At 71.4% G+C, this 15,789-nt stretch carries 15 protein-coding genes; 4 read left to right on the top strand and 11 right to left on the bottom strand.

The window, feature by feature from the left end; all coding sequences use genetic code 11:
* Nucleotides 1-84: 84 nt before the first annotated feature.
* Nucleotides 85-480: a TOBE domain-containing protein gene (locus ACZ5WG_RS05805; protein ID WP_266631845.1), complete on the bottom strand. Its 396-nt coding sequence runs from the start codon at nucleotides 478-480 to the stop codon at nucleotides 85-87.
* Between the two features lie 133 nt (nucleotides 481-613).
* Here ACZ5WG_RS05805 and ACZ5WG_RS05800 point away from each other — a divergent pair, with 133 nt between their 5' ends.
* Nucleotides 614-1,009 (top strand): RNA-binding S4 domain-containing protein, encoded by a 396-nt coding sequence (locus ACZ5WG_RS05800; protein ID WP_266631846.1) that lies wholly within the window; start codon nucleotides 614-616, stop codon nucleotides 1,007-1,009.
* Between the two features lie 20 nt (nucleotides 1,010-1,029).
* Here the strand turns inward: ACZ5WG_RS05800 and ACZ5WG_RS05795 are convergent, their stop codons facing one another.
* From ACZ5WG_RS05795 to ACZ5WG_RS05770, 6 genes are all read right to left on the bottom strand, one after another.
* Entirely contained in the window at nucleotides 1,030-1,437 is a 408-nt protein-coding gene (locus ACZ5WG_RS05795; RefSeq protein WP_468720929.1) for a PTS-dependent dihydroxyacetone kinase phosphotransferase subunit DhaM, read from the bottom strand.
* Nucleotides 1,434-2,054, bottom strand: a complete 621-nt coding sequence (gene dhaL / locus ACZ5WG_RS05790) for a dihydroxyacetone kinase subunit DhaL (RefSeq protein WP_468720927.1) — start codon at nucleotides 2,052-2,054, stop codon at nucleotides 1,434-1,436. The genes ACZ5WG_RS05795 and dhaL overlap by 4 nt, the downstream gene beginning before the upstream one ends.
* Nucleotides 2,055-2,085: 31 nt before the next feature.
* The gene (gene dhaK / locus ACZ5WG_RS05785; protein ID WP_468720925.1) at nucleotides 2,086-3,090 is read right to left on the bottom strand and encodes a dihydroxyacetone kinase subunit DhaK; all 1,005 of its coding nucleotides are present in this window, start codon (nucleotides 3,088-3,090) and stop codon (nucleotides 2,086-2,088) included.
* Nucleotides 3,091-3,205: 115 nt separating this feature from the next.
* Entirely contained in the window at nucleotides 3,206-5,023 is a 1,818-nt protein-coding gene (locus tag ACZ5WG_RS05780; RefSeq protein ID WP_468720923.1) for a glycoside hydrolase family 15 protein, read from the bottom strand.
* Between the two features lie 47 nt (nucleotides 5,024-5,070).
* Nucleotides 5,071-6,648: a GMC oxidoreductase gene (locus ACZ5WG_RS05775; protein WP_468720922.1), complete on the bottom strand. Its 1,578-nt coding sequence runs from the start codon at nucleotides 6,646-6,648 to the stop codon at nucleotides 5,071-5,073.
* Nucleotides 6,649-6,776: 128 nt separating this feature from the next.
* Nucleotides 6,777-7,709, bottom strand: a complete 933-nt coding sequence (locus tag ACZ5WG_RS05770; RefSeq protein WP_468720920.1) for a cyclase family protein — start codon at nucleotides 7,707-7,709, stop codon at nucleotides 6,777-6,779.
* Nucleotides 7,710-7,865: 156 nt separating this feature from the next.
* On the opposite strand from ACZ5WG_RS05770, the gene ACZ5WG_RS05765 reads away from it, so the two are divergent.
* Together ACZ5WG_RS05765 and ACZ5WG_RS05760 are read left to right on the top strand one after the other, a co-directional pair.
* Nucleotides 7,866-8,819, top strand: a complete 954-nt coding sequence (locus ACZ5WG_RS05765) for a DUF389 domain-containing protein (RefSeq protein ID WP_468720919.1) — start codon at nucleotides 7,866-7,868, stop codon at nucleotides 8,817-8,819.
* Between the two features lie 14 nt (nucleotides 8,820-8,833).
* Nucleotides 8,834-10,579, top strand: a complete 1,746-nt coding sequence (locus ACZ5WG_RS05760) for a cation:proton antiporter (protein ID WP_468721450.1) — start codon at nucleotides 8,834-8,836, stop codon at nucleotides 10,577-10,579.
* Nucleotides 10,580-10,583: 4 nt separating this feature from the next.
* On the opposite strand, the gene ACZ5WG_RS05755 is transcribed toward ACZ5WG_RS05760, so the two are convergent.
* The 4 genes from ACZ5WG_RS05755 to ACZ5WG_RS05740 are packed head-to-tail and all read right to left on the bottom strand — an operon-like array spanning nucleotide 10,584 to nucleotide 14,591.
* Nucleotides 10,584-11,123 carry a gluconokinase gene (locus ACZ5WG_RS05755; protein ID WP_468720918.1) on the bottom strand — a complete coding sequence of 180 codons (540 nt, stop codon included), beginning with the start codon at nucleotides 11,121-11,123 and terminating at the stop codon, nucleotides 10,584-10,586.
* Nucleotides 11,124-11,178: 55 nt separating this feature from the next.
* On the bottom strand, nucleotides 11,179-12,237 hold the full coding sequence (locus ACZ5WG_RS05750; protein ID WP_468720917.1) for a cytochrome d ubiquinol oxidase subunit II: 1,059 nt from the start codon (nucleotides 12,235-12,237) through the stop codon (nucleotides 11,179-11,181).
* Entirely contained in the window at nucleotides 12,234-13,706 is a 1,473-nt protein-coding gene (locus ACZ5WG_RS05745; protein ID WP_468720915.1) for a cytochrome ubiquinol oxidase subunit I, read from the bottom strand. The genes ACZ5WG_RS05750 and ACZ5WG_RS05745 overlap by 4 nt, the downstream gene beginning before the upstream one ends.
* Before the next feature lie 45 nt (nucleotides 13,707-13,751).
* The gene (locus tag ACZ5WG_RS05740) at nucleotides 13,752-14,591 is read right to left on the bottom strand and encodes an SDR family oxidoreductase (RefSeq protein ID WP_468720913.1); all 840 of its coding nucleotides are present in this window, start codon (nucleotides 14,589-14,591) and stop codon (nucleotides 13,752-13,754) included.
* A 277-nt stretch (nucleotides 14,592-14,868) separates the two neighbouring features.
* Here ACZ5WG_RS05740 and ACZ5WG_RS05735 point away from each other — a divergent pair, with 277 nt between their 5' ends.
* Nucleotides 14,869-15,783 carry an aldose 1-epimerase family protein gene (locus ACZ5WG_RS05735; RefSeq protein WP_468720912.1) on the top strand — a complete coding sequence of 305 codons (915 nt, stop codon included), beginning with the start codon at nucleotides 14,869-14,871 and terminating at the stop codon, nucleotides 15,781-15,783.
* Nucleotides 15,784-15,789: the final 6 nt, after the last annotated feature.

Genomic DNA, 15,789 nt, shown 5'->3' with positions numbered 1-15,789 from the left:
CCGGCCGGGTGCCGGGACCGCGCGGTGGTGACCCGCGCCGGTGACGGGCGGAGCGGGTGGGGACGCGTACTGGTGCTGGACGGGTCAGGTGCGGTCGATGTGCACACTGGTGGACTTCACGCGGGCGGTGGCCTGCATGCCGACCTCCAGTCCGAGCTCCTCGACGGCCTCACGGGTGAGGAGGGAGACCAGGCGGTGGGGACCTGCCTGGATCTCGACCTGGGCGGCCACGTCTCCGAGCTTCACGGCGGTGACGATGCCGGGGAAGGCGTTGCGGGCCGAGGTGTACGGCTCGTCGTCCTCGGTGTGGGCGCCCTGTCCCACCTCTACGGAGAAGGCGGCCAGGTCGCGGCCGTCGATCAGTCGCCGGCCGGCGTCGTCGCGATGGGTCGCGACCCGGCCGGCGTCGGCCCAGCGGCGGGCGGTGTCCGGGCTGACGCCCAGCAGACGCGCCGCCTGTCCGATGGTGTAGGACTGCATGTGCGACAAGGTAGGGGCACGCGTCCCGCATTTGCAATTCCATTGGGATGATGTACATGGCAGATGCCATACCTTTGGCGAATCTGCCGAAATCCATTCCGTTTCGGCCGGGACCGCTCGCTAAAGTCTTGGCATGGCTGATGAAGCAACGGGAACGGGCGCGGAAACGGGAACGGCGCGGGTGGACGCCTGGATCTGGTCGGTCCGCCTGACGAAGACCCGCTCGGTCGCGGCGACCGCCTGCAGGGCGGGCCATGTGAAGGTCAACGGCGAGCGCGCGAAGCCGGCGCAGGCGGTGCGGGCGGGGGATGAGGTACGGCTGTTCCACGCGGGGCGTGAGCGCATCGTCGTGGTCAAGCGGCCGGTGACGAAGCGGGTCGGTGCGCCGGTGGCCGCGGAATGCTTCGTCGACAACAGCCCGCCCGCGCCGACGCGCATCGAGGCCGAGGTGGTCGGCGTCCGCGACCGCGGCACCGGCCGCCCGACGAAGCGCGACCGCCGCGAAATCGAATCCCTCCGCCGCCGCTGACGGGCCCGCCCGCCTGCCGGTCAGGTCTTGCGGTAGGTGTAGGCCTCCTCTGCGGCCGCGGCCACGGCGTCCAGGGGGGCGCCCGCGGAGGCGGCGACCACCGCCGCCACCGCGCCCTCCAGGAACGGCGCGTCCAGCAGCCGGGCCCCCGGCGGCAGTTCGTCCTCCAACAGCAGCGTCTTCACCGTCAGCACCGAGCTGCCCAGGTCCGCCAGCAGCGCGACCCCGGCCCCCTGGTCCACCTCGTGCGCGGCCGCCACGACGCGCTCCGCGCTCGTGCCGAGGCCGCCGTCCGCGGTGCCGCCAGCCGCCGCCACCGGGACGACCGGCCCGCCCGCCGCCAGGCCCCGTGCCAGGTCCGCCACGGACGCCGCGACCACCGCGCTGTGCGACACCAGTACGATCCCGACCACCGCCGGCGCGCTCATGCGGCGTCCGCCGTGTCCGCCGCACCGGCCGTGTCCGCGAGAGCCGCCAGCAGCAGGGCCGCCGAGGTCGCCCCCGGGTCCTGGTGCCCGATGCTCCGCTCGCCCAGGTAGCTGGCCCGCCCCTTGCGCGCCAGCATCGGCACCGTCGCCCGTGCGCCGCCCTCCGCCGCGTCCGCCGCCGCCCGGTACGAGGTGCTCAGCGCCGCCACCCCCGCCACCAGCGCGTCCAGCATCGTCTTGTCGCCCGGCGCCGCCCCGCCCAGCTGTGCCACCGCGCCCACCCCCGCATACAGGGCCCTGCGTACATCCTCGTCGGAGACCTCGGCGGCCTCCCCGAGTTCCTTGCCCGTGCGCCGCAGCAGCGTCCCGTACAGCGGGCCCGACGCGCCGCCGACCGTCGAGATCAGCGTCCGCCCGGCCAGCTGCAGCACCGCCCCGGGTGTCGCGGCGGGCTCCGCCTCCAGGGCCGCTCGTACAGCAGTGAAGCCGCGCAGCATATTGCTCCCGTGGTCGGCGTCCCCGATGGGGGAGTCGAGCTCGGTCAGCCGGTCCGCCTCGCGCTCCACCGCGGCCCCGGCGGCCGTCATCCAGCGTTGGAAGAATTCCGCGTCACGCAATTCCGTCTCCTCACCTCGTCCGCTCACCTTCTCAGCAGCCCCACCGCAGCGCCGCGGTCCGCACCGGCGCGTCCCACAGCCGCAGCAGTTCCTCGTCCACGCGACAGAACGTCACCGAACACCCCGCCATGTCCAGGGAGGTGACGTAGTTACCGACCAGAGTCCGTGCCACCGGCACCCTGCGCTCCGCCAGCACCCGGGCCACTTCCGCGTGGAATCCGTACAGCTCCAGCAGCGGTGTCGCCCCCATGCCGTTGACCAGCGCCAGCACCGGCCCGTCCGCCGGACCGACCCCCGCCAGCTCCTCCAGCGCGGCGCCCACCGCGATCTCCGCGATCTCCCGCGCCGGCATCATGGCCCGCCGCTCACGGCCTGGCTCGCCGTGGATGCCGATGCCCAACTCCAGCTCCCCGTCGGGCAGGTCGAACGTCGGACTGCCCTTCGCCGGGGTCGTGCACGCGCTGAGCGCCACCCCGAAACTGCGGGAGGACGCGTTCACCTGCCGCGCGAGCGCCGCGACCCGCTCCAGCGGGGCGCCCTCCTCGGCGGCGGCGCCGGCGATCTTCTCGACGAACAGCGTCGCCCCGGTGCCGCGCCGCCCCGCCGTGTACAGGCTGTCGGTGACGGCCACGTCGTCGTTCACGAGTACCCGCTCGACCCGCAGGCCGTCCTCCTCGGCGAGTTCGGCGGCCATCTCGAAGTTCAGCACGTCGCCGGTGTAGTTCTTGACGACGAACAGCACCCCCTGCCCGGAGTCAGTGGCCGAGGCCGCCCGCAGCATCTGGTCGGGCACCGGCGAGGTGAACACCTCCCCGGGGCACGCGGCCGACAGCATCCCGTACCCCACGAACCCGGCATGCAGCGGCTCGTGCCCGGACCCGCCCCCGGACACCACCCCGACCCTGCCGCCGCCCCGCGCGTCCCGCCGTACGACGACCCGCCGTTCGACGTCGACGTCCAGCTCGGGATGCGCGGCCGCCATCCCCCGCAGCGCATCGGCGACGACGGTCTCGGGACTGTTGATCAGCATCCGCATGTGTGTCTCCTGAGCGGGTCGACCGGTGAGCCTCCGGGCAGTGGGCCCGATGGCGACGGTAGAGCAGCCGGTTGCCCGGGACCAGGCCGCCGTGCCGGCGGGAACGGCTGCGGGTTCAGCGCCGGATGGCGTCGAGCGCCTCGTTCAGAGTGGTCGCGGCCATGATGAGCGACAGGTGGGTGAAGGCCTGCGGGAAGTTGCCGAGTTGCTCGCCGCTGGGGCCGATCTCCTCGGCGAACAGACCGACGTGGTTGGCGTACGTGTGCATCTTCTCGAAGGTGTAGCGGGCCTGCGGCAGCCGTCCCGCGCGGGCGAGGGCGTCCACGTAGAGGAACGTACAGAGGCTGAACGTCCCCTCCGAACCGCGCAGTCCGTCGGGGGAGGCCTGGGGGTCGTACCGGTAGACGAGGCTGTCGGACACCAGGACACGGTCCATGGCGTCGAGGGTGGACAGCCAGCTCGGGCTCTTCGGCGCGAGGAGTCCGACCCGGGGGACCAGCAGCAGCGAGGCGTCGAGGACGTGGCTGCCGTAGTGCTGGATCAGGGAATGCTCCTTGTCGCTCCAGCCGCGCTCCATGACCTGTTCGAGGACGTCGTCGCGGGCCTTGGTCCACAGGGCGGTGTTGGCCGGGCGGCTGAACTCGGTGGCGAGCTTGAGCCCGCGGTCGAAGGCGGCCCAGCACATCACGCGGCTGTAGGTGAAGTCCTGGCGGCCTCCCCGGGTCTCCCAGATGCCCTCGTCGGGCCGGTCCCAGGAGTCGGCGAGCCAGTCCAGGGCCCGCGACAGGGCCTTCCATCCCTGGTAGTCGGCCTGTACGACGACCTCCTTGGCCTCGGACAAGGCGTACAGCGCCTCGCCGTAGATGTCGAGCTGCAACTGGTCCATGGCCGCGTTCCCGGCCCGTACGGGGTACGAGCCCCGGTAGCCCTCGAAGTGCTCGAGGACCTCCTCGGTCAGGTTGGGGTCACCGTCGACCCGGTACATGATCTGGAGGGGCTCGCCGTCCCGGCCCTCGTGGGCGCGCAGGCGGTCACCCAGCCAGTGGGTGAAGGCGGTCGCCTCCTCAACGAAGCCGAGGTCGAGCAGGGCCCGTACCGACAGGGAGCCGTCCCGTACCCAGGTGTAGCGGTAGTCCCAGTTGCGCTCGCCGCCGACCTGCTCGGGAAGACCCATGGTCGCGGCGGCGACCGGCGCGCCGGAGGGAGCGTACGTGAGCAGCTTGAGCGTGATGGCCGAGCGGTACACCATCTCCGCCCAGCGGCCGTGGTAGCGCGACGTGCGCACCCACTTCTGCCAGTAGTCGACCTGTTCCCAGAGCTCCTCGGTGATCCTCTCGCGCTCCGGCGGCGGCGGCGCGGCGCTGCCCTCCCCGCCGGTGGTGAACACCGCTGCCTCCGCCTCACCCGCGTTGAGCGTGATGGAGGCCCGGACGTCCTGACCGTCGCGTTCGAGCGGGAACGTGGCCTGCAGGAACGCCGAGGCCCCCGGTGCCCGGAAGGTCGCCGTGCGCTCTGCCAGGTCGAGTTGGTGGGGTGCCCGCGCGTAGTCGAAGCGGGGCCGGCATTCGAGGGAGAAGCGCACCGTGCCGCGCACCGCGCGGATCACACGCACCAGGGTGTGCCGGTCGGTTGCGGTGCGGCCCTGGAGGACCGGCATGTAGTCGACGGTCTCGCCGACCCCGTCGGGGGACATGAACCGGGTCACCACGATCGCGGTGTCCGGGTAGTAGAGCTGTCTCCACGTCCCTTCGTCGTGTTCCGGCGCGAGCAGGAAGTGTCCGCCCTTGTCGTGGTCGAGCAGCGCCGCGAAGATGCTGGGGGAGTCGAACCGTGGCGCCGCGAACCAGTCGACCACTCCCCTGGACGACACCAGAGCTGTGGTCTGCAGGTCCCCCACGAGTCCGTGGTCGGCGATGGGCGGGTAGCGTTCCATGATTCTCCTCCTCGGGAAGCCTCAGCGGTGGTCCGCCCGGGTCCCGGTCACTGCAGTCGCTCCGCGAGGTGGTCTCCGACGCGCAGGGCGTTGGCGATGGCCGTCAGCGAGGGATTGACCGCGCCGATGCTCGGGAAGAAGCTCGTGTCGACGACGTAGAGGTTGTCGAGGTCGTGGGCCTTGCAGTTCACGTCGAGCGCGGAAGTCTGCGGGTCGCGGCCGAAGCGGACGGTGCCGGCCTGATGCGCCGTGGCGCCGATGGGCATGCCCTTGTGCAGGTAGATGCTGTGCGAGAGCAGATGGTGTTCGTGCATGCCCAGGTGGCCGAGCATGCCCTGCAGTTTGTGCCGCAGCCGCTTCAGCCCGGCGATGTTGTTCTTCTCGTCGAGGGCGAGGTGGATCCCGCCGTCCGTGTCGAGGGTGACGCGGTTGCCGGGGGCCGGCAGGTCCTCGCCGCACAGCCAGAAGTCGACCGCGTGGTGGGCGAGCACCTCGAAAGGCATGTCCGGGGTGACGGCACCGGCCCAGCGGGGTGCCTCGCCGTGGATCTGCTCGGCGTCGGACTTGCCGAGCATCTGGATGCCGCCGAGAGGGTAGTCCCAGTCGTCGCTGCCCAGGTACCAGTCGTGCAGTGCCAGCGTCTTCTGGAACTTGGTGTCGTTCGGCTCCTTGGACACCGCCATCAGGGCCAGGTTGTTGTGCCGCATGTAGTGCCGGCCGACCACGTCCGAGCTGTTGGCCAGGCCCTGAGGGTGCCTGTCGTCGGCCGAACGCAGCAACAGGACGGAGGAGTTGACGGCCCCGCAGGCCACCACCACGATACCGGCGGCGAACCGGACGGTTCCGTCCTCCAGTTCCGCGACGACCGAGGTGACACTCCGCCCGGTGGCGTCCGTCTCGAGCCGGCGCACGTCGGCGTGCGTGATCAGCTCGACGTTGGCGTGTTCCAGGGCCGGGTCCACGCAGATGACCTGGGCGTCCGACTTCGCGCCGACCAGGCAGGGGAAGCCGTCGACGCGGTCGCAGCGGATGCAGGGGCTGCCGTGCGCTGCCCGCCCCCGGTCGTCCTGGACGAGGTTCACCCCGATCGGGAGGTGGAAGGGGTGCAGGCCCTGCTTCTCCAGATCGTCGCTCAACTGCTGGATGCGCGGCTCGTGTTGCACGGGCCCGTACGCGTACTGGGCGCTGGCCGGCCCCTCGGTGGGGTCCTCGCCGTGCCGGCCGTGGACGAGGTAGAGGTGCTCGGCCTGCGTGTAGTACGGCTCCAGGTCGCCGTAGTCCAGCGGCCAGGCGGGAGAGACGCCGTCATGGTGGCGGATTTCGCCGAAGTCCTCGGGGCGCATCCGGAAGAGCGCGGCGCCGTAGAACTTGGTGTTCCCGCCGACGTAGTAGTTCACCTCGGGCGGGAACCGGTCTCCGTGCTTGTCGTACCAAAACTCCGGTGCGCGGTACTTCCCTTTGACGAAGACCTGGGTCGAGTCCCAGTTGTCCCGTTCACGTGGCAGGTAGTCGCCGCGCTCGAGGAGGAGGATCCGCTTGCCTGTGGGCGCCAGGCGGTGGGCGAGTGTGCCGCCGCCGGCCCCCGTGCCGATGATGATGACGTCGTACTCCCGCGCCTCGGTCATGCGGGCCACCTCCCCGGAGCATGACTGCTCCTGTCGGGTGAGTCGGGGTCCGTATCGCATCTACAACGTAGCTCCGGCGGGGATGCCCAGCGACTCGGGCCGGCCGGAACGCCGGGATGCCCGGCCGGTCACAGGATCGCGATGGGATTGACGGGAGAACCGGTCGCCGCGGGCAGCCGTAGTGGTGCGATCACGCAAAGGAACGACCAGCGGTCCTCCCGTTCGCAGAGGGGGGCCAGTTCCTCGAACTGCAGGTAGTCGAGCAGGTGCAGCCCCATGGCGTGGATGGCGAGTACGTGCACCGGGAACGCGACGCCCTGCGCGGCACTGGGCGCCGTGTCGTTGTTGCCGTCACTGCCGAGTACGGCCACCTGACGGTCGGCCAGAAAGCGCAGGGCGGTCGGGTGGAGTCCGGCCCGCGCACCGGCCGAGTCCCAGGCGCCGAGCTCCTCACGCCTTCGCCGGTGCCCGACGCGTACGAGGAGGATGTCGCCCCTGCCGACCCGCAGCCCCTGCCGCGCCTCGGCGGCGGCAAGGTCCTCGGCGGTCACGTGCGATCCCGGCTCCAGCCAGCGGGTGCCGTGCAGGCGCGGGATGTCCAGGAGCACTCCCCGGCCCACGATGCCGTCGCGGGCCAGGTCGATGGACAGGGCCCCGGCTCCGTCCGGGGAGAGTACGTCCGCCGCAGGAACGCCGCCGTGCAGGGTGCCCCCGTAGATGACGTGGCAGAGCGCGTCGATGTGGCTGTCGACGTCGCCGTGGATGTTCATGGCGATGCGGTCCCGGGCGAACTGCAGGCCGCCCGGGTCCGGGACGCCGCCGACGGGCGCGGTGAGCCGGTGCTCCGCAGGTTCGGCGTTGTCCGGACCCGGGCGGGTGTTCACGGGTGCGGCGAGCGAGACCGTGCGGCCGGAGCGGACTTCGTGGACGGCTGCCAGCGTCTGTGCGGGGGTGAGGGTGCCCAGAGCTCCCAGGGGTGCGGCACCACCGGGTGCCGTCCTGCGCAGTTCACGATAGAGCGACCGGAAGCCGGCCTCGCTCATCCCGTCGGGCGTACCCATGTCCTCACCATCCGGCACACCCGCTGCCGGCGCGCGCTGAGACGGTCGCCCGGCCGCATCCGATTTGCCGAGCCCCCCGGCCGCCGCGTTAATGGACGAGCGGCCTGTCCGGGCCCGACGCACCCGTGCTCCTCCCCCTCACACGCGGAGATTCGCTTGGACATGCTGCACGTCCGGGTCGTGAGCCCGCCGGACCTCACGGGTCGTGTCATGACCCTGCTGAGCGCCCAGCCGTGCGTCCTCAACCTCTCCCTGCAGCCCGACAGCGTACGGAACCCCGACGGAGACGCCATCGTGTGCGATGTCCTCACCGGAGTCGCGAACGAGGTACTGCGCGGGCTGCGGGACCTCGGACTCGAACGCCGGGGGTCCATCGTCCTCGACCCGATCGACACGGCCTTTTCCGATCACGCGGCCAGAGCGGGGGCCGCGGTGCTCGGGTCCCGGCTGCGCGTGCCGGTATGGGAGCAGGTGGAGGCCCGGATCCGGGCCGCGGGACGGTACCCCCCGAGCTTCTACCTCTTCATGGTCATCGCCGGTGTCATCGGTGCGGTCGGCATCATCACCAACTCGCAGATCCTCATCGTCGCGGCCATGGTGGTCGGTCCGGAGTACGCAGCCGTCACCAGCGTCGCCCTGGGCATCGACCACGGTTCCCGGCCGCCCATCCGGCAGGGCCTCGTGGCGCTGCTCGTGGGCTTTGCGCTGGCCGTGGCCGCCACCTTCCTGTTCGGCCTGCTCGTCCGCGGCTTCGCCCTCCAGCCGGAAGCCTTCGACCTCGGGATCAGGCCGGTGTCGAACCTGATCAACACCCCCAACTTCTTCTCGGTCGTCGTGGCCGTACTCGCGGGGATCGTGGGCATCGTCTCGCTCGCCGAAGCCCGCACCAGCGCACTGCTCGGCGTCTTCATCTCGGTCACCACCATTCCGGCGGCAGCCGACATCGGGGTCTCGTGCGCGTTCGCCAGCTGGGACGAGGCCTGGGGATCCCTGCTCCAACTGCTGCTCAACATCGTCGTACTGATCCTGGTCGGAACCGGGACGCTCAAGGTCCAGCGGGCGATGTGGCAGCGTGTCAGCGCGCACCGGAACCGGCGGGCCGGGCCGTGAACGCAGCCGCCGCCCTGTCGCAGGACCAGGTGTTCACGGGCCTCGGACTGATCGTCGTCCTGGCCGTGGGCTCCCAGCTGCTGGCAAGCCGGCTGCGCATCCCCGCGTTGATCGTCCTGCTGCCGGTCGGATTCACCGCCGGCGCGCTGACCGACGACGTGAACCCCGAGAAGCTGCTCGGAGCCGCCTTCTCCCCGCTGGTCTCGCTGGCCGTCGCGGTGATCCTCTACGACGCCGGGCTCGGCCTGGACCTGAAGCGGTTCAGGGCGCACACCCGCCGGGTCGTGGTGCGGCTGATCTGGCTCGGCGGGCTGCTCACCGCGGGATCGGCGGCGCTGCTCGCGGCCGTTCTGCTGGGGATGTCGGGCGGTGCGGCCGTGATGCTCGGGGCCATCCTGATCGTGTCCGGCCCCACGGTCGTCGGACCGCTGCTCAACTTCGTACGTCCCACGGAACGGCTGCAGCACGTCCTCATCTGGGAGGGCACGCTCATCGACCCGGTGGGAGCCATCCTGGGGGCCCTCGTCTTCCACGGCGTGCTGGCCGGGAACAGCAGCGGCTTCGGCAGCAAGGTGGTGCAGTTCACCACCAGTGTCGCGGTGGGCGTGGCCGGCGGCATCGTGGGGACCGTGGTGCTCAAGCTGCTGCGCAGGCTGCGGCCGGGGGCGGTGCTGGGCACCACGGTCCAGCTGGCCGCGGTGATCGGTGTCGCGGCGGCCTGCAATGTGATCCGGGACGACACGGGGCTGATCGCCGCCGTTCTGATGGGGCTGGCGGTGGCGAACCTGCCCGGCTCCGACACGGGCGCCCGCAACCCCTTCTTCGAGACCCTGGTGCACCTGGTCATCGGCCTCCTGTTCATCTCCATCTCGGCCACCGTCAGTCCCCAATCGCTGCGCCATGTGGTGCTGCCGACGCTGGCTCTCGTCGCGGTCCTCGTCCTGGTGACCCGGCCGCTCGTGGCGGCCGTCGCGTCGCTCGGTACGGATCTGACGCGCGGGGAGCGGGGGTTCCTGGGATGGATGGCGCCGCGCGGCATCGTGGCCGCGTCCACCGCCTCGACGTTCTCGGCCACGCTGGCCGACGAGGGAGTGGGCGGCGCCTCGAAGATCCTTCCCGCCACGTTCGTGGTGATCGTGGCGACCGTCATGGTCTACGGGCTCACCGCCGTGCCGGTCGCGAAACGGCTGGGCGTCGTGCGCCCGTCGCGCTCCCGGCCGCTGCTCGTGGGCGGTGATCCCTGGGTGGTCGATCTGGGACTGGCCCTGCGGTCGGCCGGGCTGGAGGTCGTCATGTGGGCGGGGCACGATGCGCAGCGGGACCGGATCAGGGCCGCCGGGCTCGAACTCGCCCCCGGGGAACTGTTCGCCGCGGCCACCGGCTCGGGCGCCGAGCTGGAGGGCCTCACCGGAGTCCTGCTCCTCACCGACGAGAGCGACTTCAACGCCCTGGCCTCCATGAACCTCCAGGGCAGCGTCGAGGGCTCGGTGTACCGCCTGGGGCCGGCGACCGACACCCAGGGCGTCGTCGCCCCGTACACCGGCGGCCAAGTGCTCTTCGACCCCGCGCTGACCGGAGCGGAGCTCGCGCGCCGCTACGACCAGGGCGCCCGCCTCGTCACGCGCCGCCTCCACGGACCCGTCCCGGCCGGACACCATCTGCTGTTCCTGGTGCGTGCGGACGGCACGCTGCTGCCCGTCACCCGTACCGGCGGTCCGGTGCCGCGGTCCGGGGACATCGCCGTACTCCTGGGCGGTTGATCCCTCAGCGGGCCGGCCCCCTGCCGAAGCCCGCGACGGCGCGACGCGTCCGGGCCATGGTGACCTCGGGGTCTGCGGTGGCGTCGACGGTCGCCCCGGGCTCGTCCGGTTCCAGCGGTTCCAGCGTCTCGAACTGCGAGTCGACCAGGCGCAGCGGCATGAAGTGGCCCGTCCGCCGGGAGACCCGGCTCCGGGCGGTGTCGCGGTCCACCGCCAGGTACACGCACCAGACGCCCGGGGCGGCCCCGCGGAGTTCGTCGCGGTACGCGCGCTTGAGGGCCGAGCAGGCGACGACCAGCGGCCGGCCCGACCGGGAGGACTGCCGTATCCGGTCCGCGAGCGCACGCAGCCACGGGGCGCGGTCCGCGTCGTCCAGGGAGTGGCCGGCGGCCATCTTGGCGATGTTCGAGGCGGGGTGAAGGTCGTCGCCCTCCAGGAACGGCACCGCGAGTGCGTCGGCCAAGGCCCGGCCGACGGCGCTCTTCCCGGCGCCCGACACGCCCAGCACCACCACGATCACCGGTTCGTGACCGGGCCAGGTCATGAATCGCCCCCTTGCCGCATCAGTACTGACGACCGCATCCGTCCGCCGGGAACGGTCAGGACGGCGGGGCGCTGCCCGGATCCCGGTTCGCGGCCGTGCGCCGCAGGTCGTTCTCGGCGAGAGGCTGCAGGGCGCCGCTGGTGTCCAGCCGGTAGAGCAGGACCAGCGGCGGCCCGACGAGCACCATCGCGATGACCGTGACCAGGAGCAGCCAGCGCAGTGTCGTCGGCGCCCCGGCCGCCTGGTCCACGGTCAGCGAGGTGGGGATGAGGTACGGCCGCTGGGCCAGCCCCCAGGCGACCACGACCAGGGCGACGCTGCCGACCGCCGTGATCCTCGCCCAGCCCGTGGCCGTGCGGTACAGCAGTCCGGCGGTGGCCACGGCGCTGACGACGGCCACCAGGACGAGGGCCAGGCCGATGCCGCTGGTGAGGCCCTCGTAGACGTAGCGCGCGTCGTGGTGGGTGACGGCGAGGCCGATGACGGCCAGGACCGCGACGGCCCCGAGGCTGCACCAGGCCCGCAGCCGGAAGTAGCGGACGAGGTCGGGGGCGTCGAAGCGGCGGGCGTCGGCTGTGAGGAACACCGAGCCCAGGAAGGCGGTCGCGGCGACGGTGAGCAGCCCGGCGAGCACGGAGGTTCCGTTGGCCCAGGCGTCGGCGGACGCCTCCGTCCCCGGAGCGACCCGGCCCGTGGCCAGGCCGCCGACCACCGCTCCGAGGAAGAAGGGTGTCAGGAGGGAGGACACGGCGAAGGCGGCGCCGTAGATCCTGCGGCGCGCGAGGCGTGTCATGGGCTTGCGGAGGGCGAAGCCCGCACCGCGCAGGACGAGTCCGACGGCCGCGAGCGCCAGGGGGAGCCACATGGCCGTGAAGATCGTCTGGAACAGGACCGGAAAGCCCGTCCACATGATCACCAGGACGAAGATGAGCCAGACGTTGTTCGTCTCCCAGACGGGCTCCATGGCGTGGTCGATCAGCCACCGGGGCCGCTTGCCCCGTTCGGCGCCGCCCGCGAACAGATCCCAGAACCCGGCTCCGTAGTCGGTCCCGCCGGCACACGCGTAGGCGGCCACCGCGGCCAGCAGCACCCAGGCCACGACGTCCTGGATCATTGCCCTCCTCCGTCACCGCGTGCAGTGCCGTGATCCGGTGCGGCCGCGGCGGTCGTCCGGCGGGGCCCGTAGGGGGTGTCGCCTTCCGGACTGCCGGCGGCGTGCGCGTCGGCCAGTTGTTCATCGGCGGCCCGCCAACGGGTGCGCATCTTGAGCAGGACGGCCAGGAAGGTGCCGAAGATCAGCGTGTAGACCACGACGACGATTCCGAACATCGCCCACAACGAGAAGGCCCGGGTGTCCGTGACGGCTTCGGACACCCGCATGTTCTGGTAGACGATCCAGGGCTGGCGACCCACCTCGGTGGTGATCCAGCCGCATTCCACCGTCACCAGGCAGGCCGCGCCGGCCACCGCGGCGCACCGGAAGAACCACGGTGAGCGCGGCAGGTCGCGGCGGCGCAGCCAGCACCAGCCGTACCAGAGCGCGAGCAGGACGAGCAGGCTTCCGATCGTCACCATGATGTCGAACGCCCAGTGGGCGATCGTCGCCTGGGTCGCCGTCGGGCGGTCGCCCGCGGGGACCGAGGACAAGCCCGTCACCTGGGTGTCCGGGCTGAAACCGGCGAGGATCGAGTCCAGTTGGGGGATCTTGATCCCGCCGGAGACCGACCCGTCGGGATGCAGGCGTCCGAACATGTACTCGGGTACGTGGGTGTCGGTCTTCCAGACGATCTCGATGGCGGCGAACTTGATCGGCTGCTTGTGGAAGACGGACCGGGCGATGGAGTCCCCGAGCATGAACTGCACGGGGGTGAGGATCGCGGCGACGGTGAACGGCAGGGTGAAGCCGAGCCGGTGGTAGTGGTCACGCCGGCCGCGCAGCCAGCCGACCGCGTACACCCCGGCCACGACATAGCCCGCCGTGAGGACGACACCTGCCACGAAGTGCCAGTACTCGGGGCCGAACATCGGCGTGAAGATCGCCTTGCGGACGTCGACGTCCACGGGGCTGCCGTCCGCGTCGAGCGAGAAGCCGCGCGGCGTGTTCATCCAGGAGTTCGCGGCGATGATTCCGAACGCCCCCAGGAGCGCCGTCAGCGGCAGGGGCACACCCAGCCAGAAGTGCGTCCACGGCTTCAGCCTGCGCCAGCCGTAGAGGTAGATGGCGATCAGGATCGCCTCGAGGAAGAACGCCCACGCCTCGACCCCGAATCCGAGGCCGAAGACATCGCCCCACCTGCCCATCAGGCCCGGCCACAGCAGGCCGAACTCGAAGGAGAGCACGGTACCGGTGACGATGCCGATGGCGAACTGCACGGCCATGACCGCCGACCAGCGCCGCGCGAGCAGCAGGGCGACCGCGTCGCCCTTGCGCAGCCCGCGGTGGTGCATCAGGAGGGTGATGGCGGGCAGCGCCACGCCGAAGGGCACGAGCAGGATGTGGGAGGCCAGGGTGAAGGCCATGAGCTCGCGGGCAGGGAGCAGCTGCGGAGGGGTGTCCGCCATGATCGCGATCGCGCTGTTCATCTGAGCCTTAGCAGTTCGTGCCGGACGGCTGACGGGCTGCGGGCCTCAGCCACCGGTGGCGAACCCGGGAAACAAGGTCATGCCCCCGTCCACGTAGATCGTCGTTCCCACGACGTAGTCGAGCAGGTCGGAGGCAAGGACGGTCACGGCGTTCGCGATGTCCTCGGGGTCGCCGACGCGGCGGTACGGGATGAGCCGCAGCAGGTCCGCCTCGGCTTCGGGGGTGTCCCAGGCGCTGCGGTTGATGGGCGTGCGGATGGCACCCGGAGCGACGGCGTTCACCCGGATCCGGTGCGGGGCGAGCTCCTGCGCGAGCGTGGTCATGAGCATCTGTACGCCGCCCTTGGAGGAGGCGTAGTTCACGTGCCCGGCCCAGGGGATGATCTGGTGCACCGAGCTCATGCAAATGATCTTCCCCGCGGAGCGGGACACCTCCGGCACGACGCCGCGGCGCAGGAATTCCTTGGCCGCCTCGCGGGCGCACAGGAACTGACCGGTGAGGTTGACGTCCAGTACCTTGCTCCACTGGGCCATGGTCATGTCCGTGACCGGGGCGTCTCGCTGCAGGCCGGCGTTCGCGACCATGACGTCGATGGTCCCGAACTCCTCGACCATCCGCGCCACCATGTCGACGACCTGGTCCTCCTGCGACACGTCACCCTCGTGCGCGTAGGCGCGGACTCCGAATCCCTCGATTTCCCGCACCACCTCTTCCGCGGCGTCCTGCCCGGAGACGTAGTTCACGACCACGTCGGCGCCCGCCCGACCGAGGCCGATCGCGGTGGCCTTGCCGATGCCGGAGTTCGCCCCTGTCACCAGGGCCTTCTGCCCCTTGAGGACCTGAGGAACAAGCAGCGTTCCACGGTCACTGCTGCTGGCTTCCACTGACACTCTCCCTGGGTGCTGACGGGGACACGGCGTCCGCGCCACAACGAGAGCACCGCGGCCCGGAAAAGGCCCGGTGGCACGACTGCAGCTGCCCCGATGGAGTGCTCTGCCCGAGCCGAACGGCTCAACGGCGGCGGGGGAGACCGGCCGACGCGTGCGCGCCCACCGCGGGGGACGCCCGGCCGAGGTGCGGCGCAATCCGGGCGGTGATGGAATGGAACCACCCGGTGTGCGGGATCCCGAACCCTCACCACCACCGGCGAGGATGGCGAACATGCATCGGACGGGTGCCCAGTTCCGGCTGACCTGTGGTCCGCAGACCGCCGTCGTCGTGGAGTTGGGCGGCGCCCTGCGCGACTACGCCGTCGCCGAGCGGCCGATCGTCGACGGTTTCGACGCCGACGACCCGATCGAGGGCGGACGCGGACAGCTCCTCCTGCCGTGGCCCAACCGGATCGGAGACGGCCGTTACCGGTGGCAGGGGCAGGAACTGCAGCTGCCCGTCAACGAGATCGAACACGCCAATGCCATCCACGGTCTGCTGCGCTGGACGTCATGGCAGGCGGTCGAGCAGGCGGACAGCCGCGTGGTGCTGGCGACCACCCTCTGGCCGCAACCCGGCTACCCGTTCCACCTGGTGGCGCGGGCGGAGTACGCACTCGACCGCCACGGCATGACGGTCACGATCACCGCGCGGAACGTCGGCGACACCCCCGCACCGTACGGAGTCGGCCAGCACCCGTATCTCGCCGTGGGCCCCCGCACGGTCGACGACACGCTGCTCACCGTTCCCGCCCGGACCTGGCTTCGCACCGACGACCGCGGCCTGCCCGTCGCGTCCGAGCCGGTCTCGGGGACGCCCAACGACTTCGGCGCGCTGCGGCCCATCGGCCCGCAGCGGCTGGACACGGCCTTCACGGACCTGCGGCGGGAGGCGGACGGGCGTGCCGTCGTACGCCTCGCCGAGCCGGACGGCGCGTACGGTACCGATCTGTGGCTCGGCGAAGGGGCGGAGTTCGTGCAGGTGTTCACGGGCGACACCCTGCCCGAGCCGCACCGGCGCCGGAGCGTCGCCGTGGAGCCGATGAGCTGCGGCCCCGACGCCTTCCGCCGCGACACCGCCCGCGTGCGTCTCGAACCGGGGGCTCAGCACACGCTGCAGTGGGGGCTCGCGCCCTGGCGGGGGTAGTGACCG

The organism is Streptomyces sp. NPDC032745, from assembly GCF_055579465.1.
This window is presented reverse-complemented; position numbering and strand designations above follow the sequence as displayed.

What these genes read in the sequence shown, in the direction of transcription:
- ACZ5WG_RS05805 (WP_266631845.1), bottom strand. Translation starts at nt 480, where the DNA reads ATGCAGTCCTACACCATCGGACAGGCGGCGCGTCTGCTGGGCGTCAGC.
- ACZ5WG_RS05800 (WP_266631846.1), top strand. Translation starts at nt 614, where the DNA reads ATGGCTGATGAAGCAACGGGAACGGGCGCGGAAACGGGAACGGCGCGG.
- ACZ5WG_RS05795 (WP_468720929.1), bottom strand. Translation starts at nt 1,437, where the DNA reads ATGAGCGCGCCGGCGGTGGTCGGGATCGTACTGGTGTCGCACAGCGCG.
- dhaK (WP_468720925.1), bottom strand. Translation starts at nt 3,090, where the DNA reads ATGCGGATGCTGATCAACAGTCCCGAGACCGTCGTCGCCGATGCGCTG.
- ACZ5WG_RS05780 (WP_468720923.1), bottom strand. Translation starts at nt 5,023, where the DNA reads ATGGAACGCTACCCGCCCATCGCCGACCACGGACTCGTGGGGGACCTG.
- ACZ5WG_RS05775 (WP_468720922.1), bottom strand. Translation starts at nt 6,648, where the DNA reads ATGACCGAGGCGCGGGAGTACGACGTCATCATCATCGGCACGGGGGCC.
- ACZ5WG_RS05770 (WP_468720920.1), bottom strand. Translation starts at nt 7,709, where the DNA reads ATGGGTACGCCCGACGGGATGAGCGAGGCCGGCTTCCGGTCGCTCTAT.
- ACZ5WG_RS05755 (WP_468720918.1), bottom strand. Translation starts at nt 11,123, where the DNA reads ATGACCTGGCCCGGTCACGAACCGGTGATCGTGGTGGTGCTGGGCGTG.
- ACZ5WG_RS05750 (WP_468720917.1), bottom strand. Translation starts at nt 12,237, where the DNA reads ATGATCCAGGACGTCGTGGCCTGGGTGCTGCTGGCCGCGGTGGCCGCC.
- ACZ5WG_RS05745 (WP_468720915.1), bottom strand. Translation starts at nt 13,706, where the DNA reads ATGAACAGCGCGATCGCGATCATGGCGGACACCCCTCCGCAGCTGCTC.
- ACZ5WG_RS05735 (WP_468720912.1), top strand. Translation starts at nt 14,869, where the DNA reads ATGCATCGGACGGGTGCCCAGTTCCGGCTGACCTGTGGTCCGCAGACC.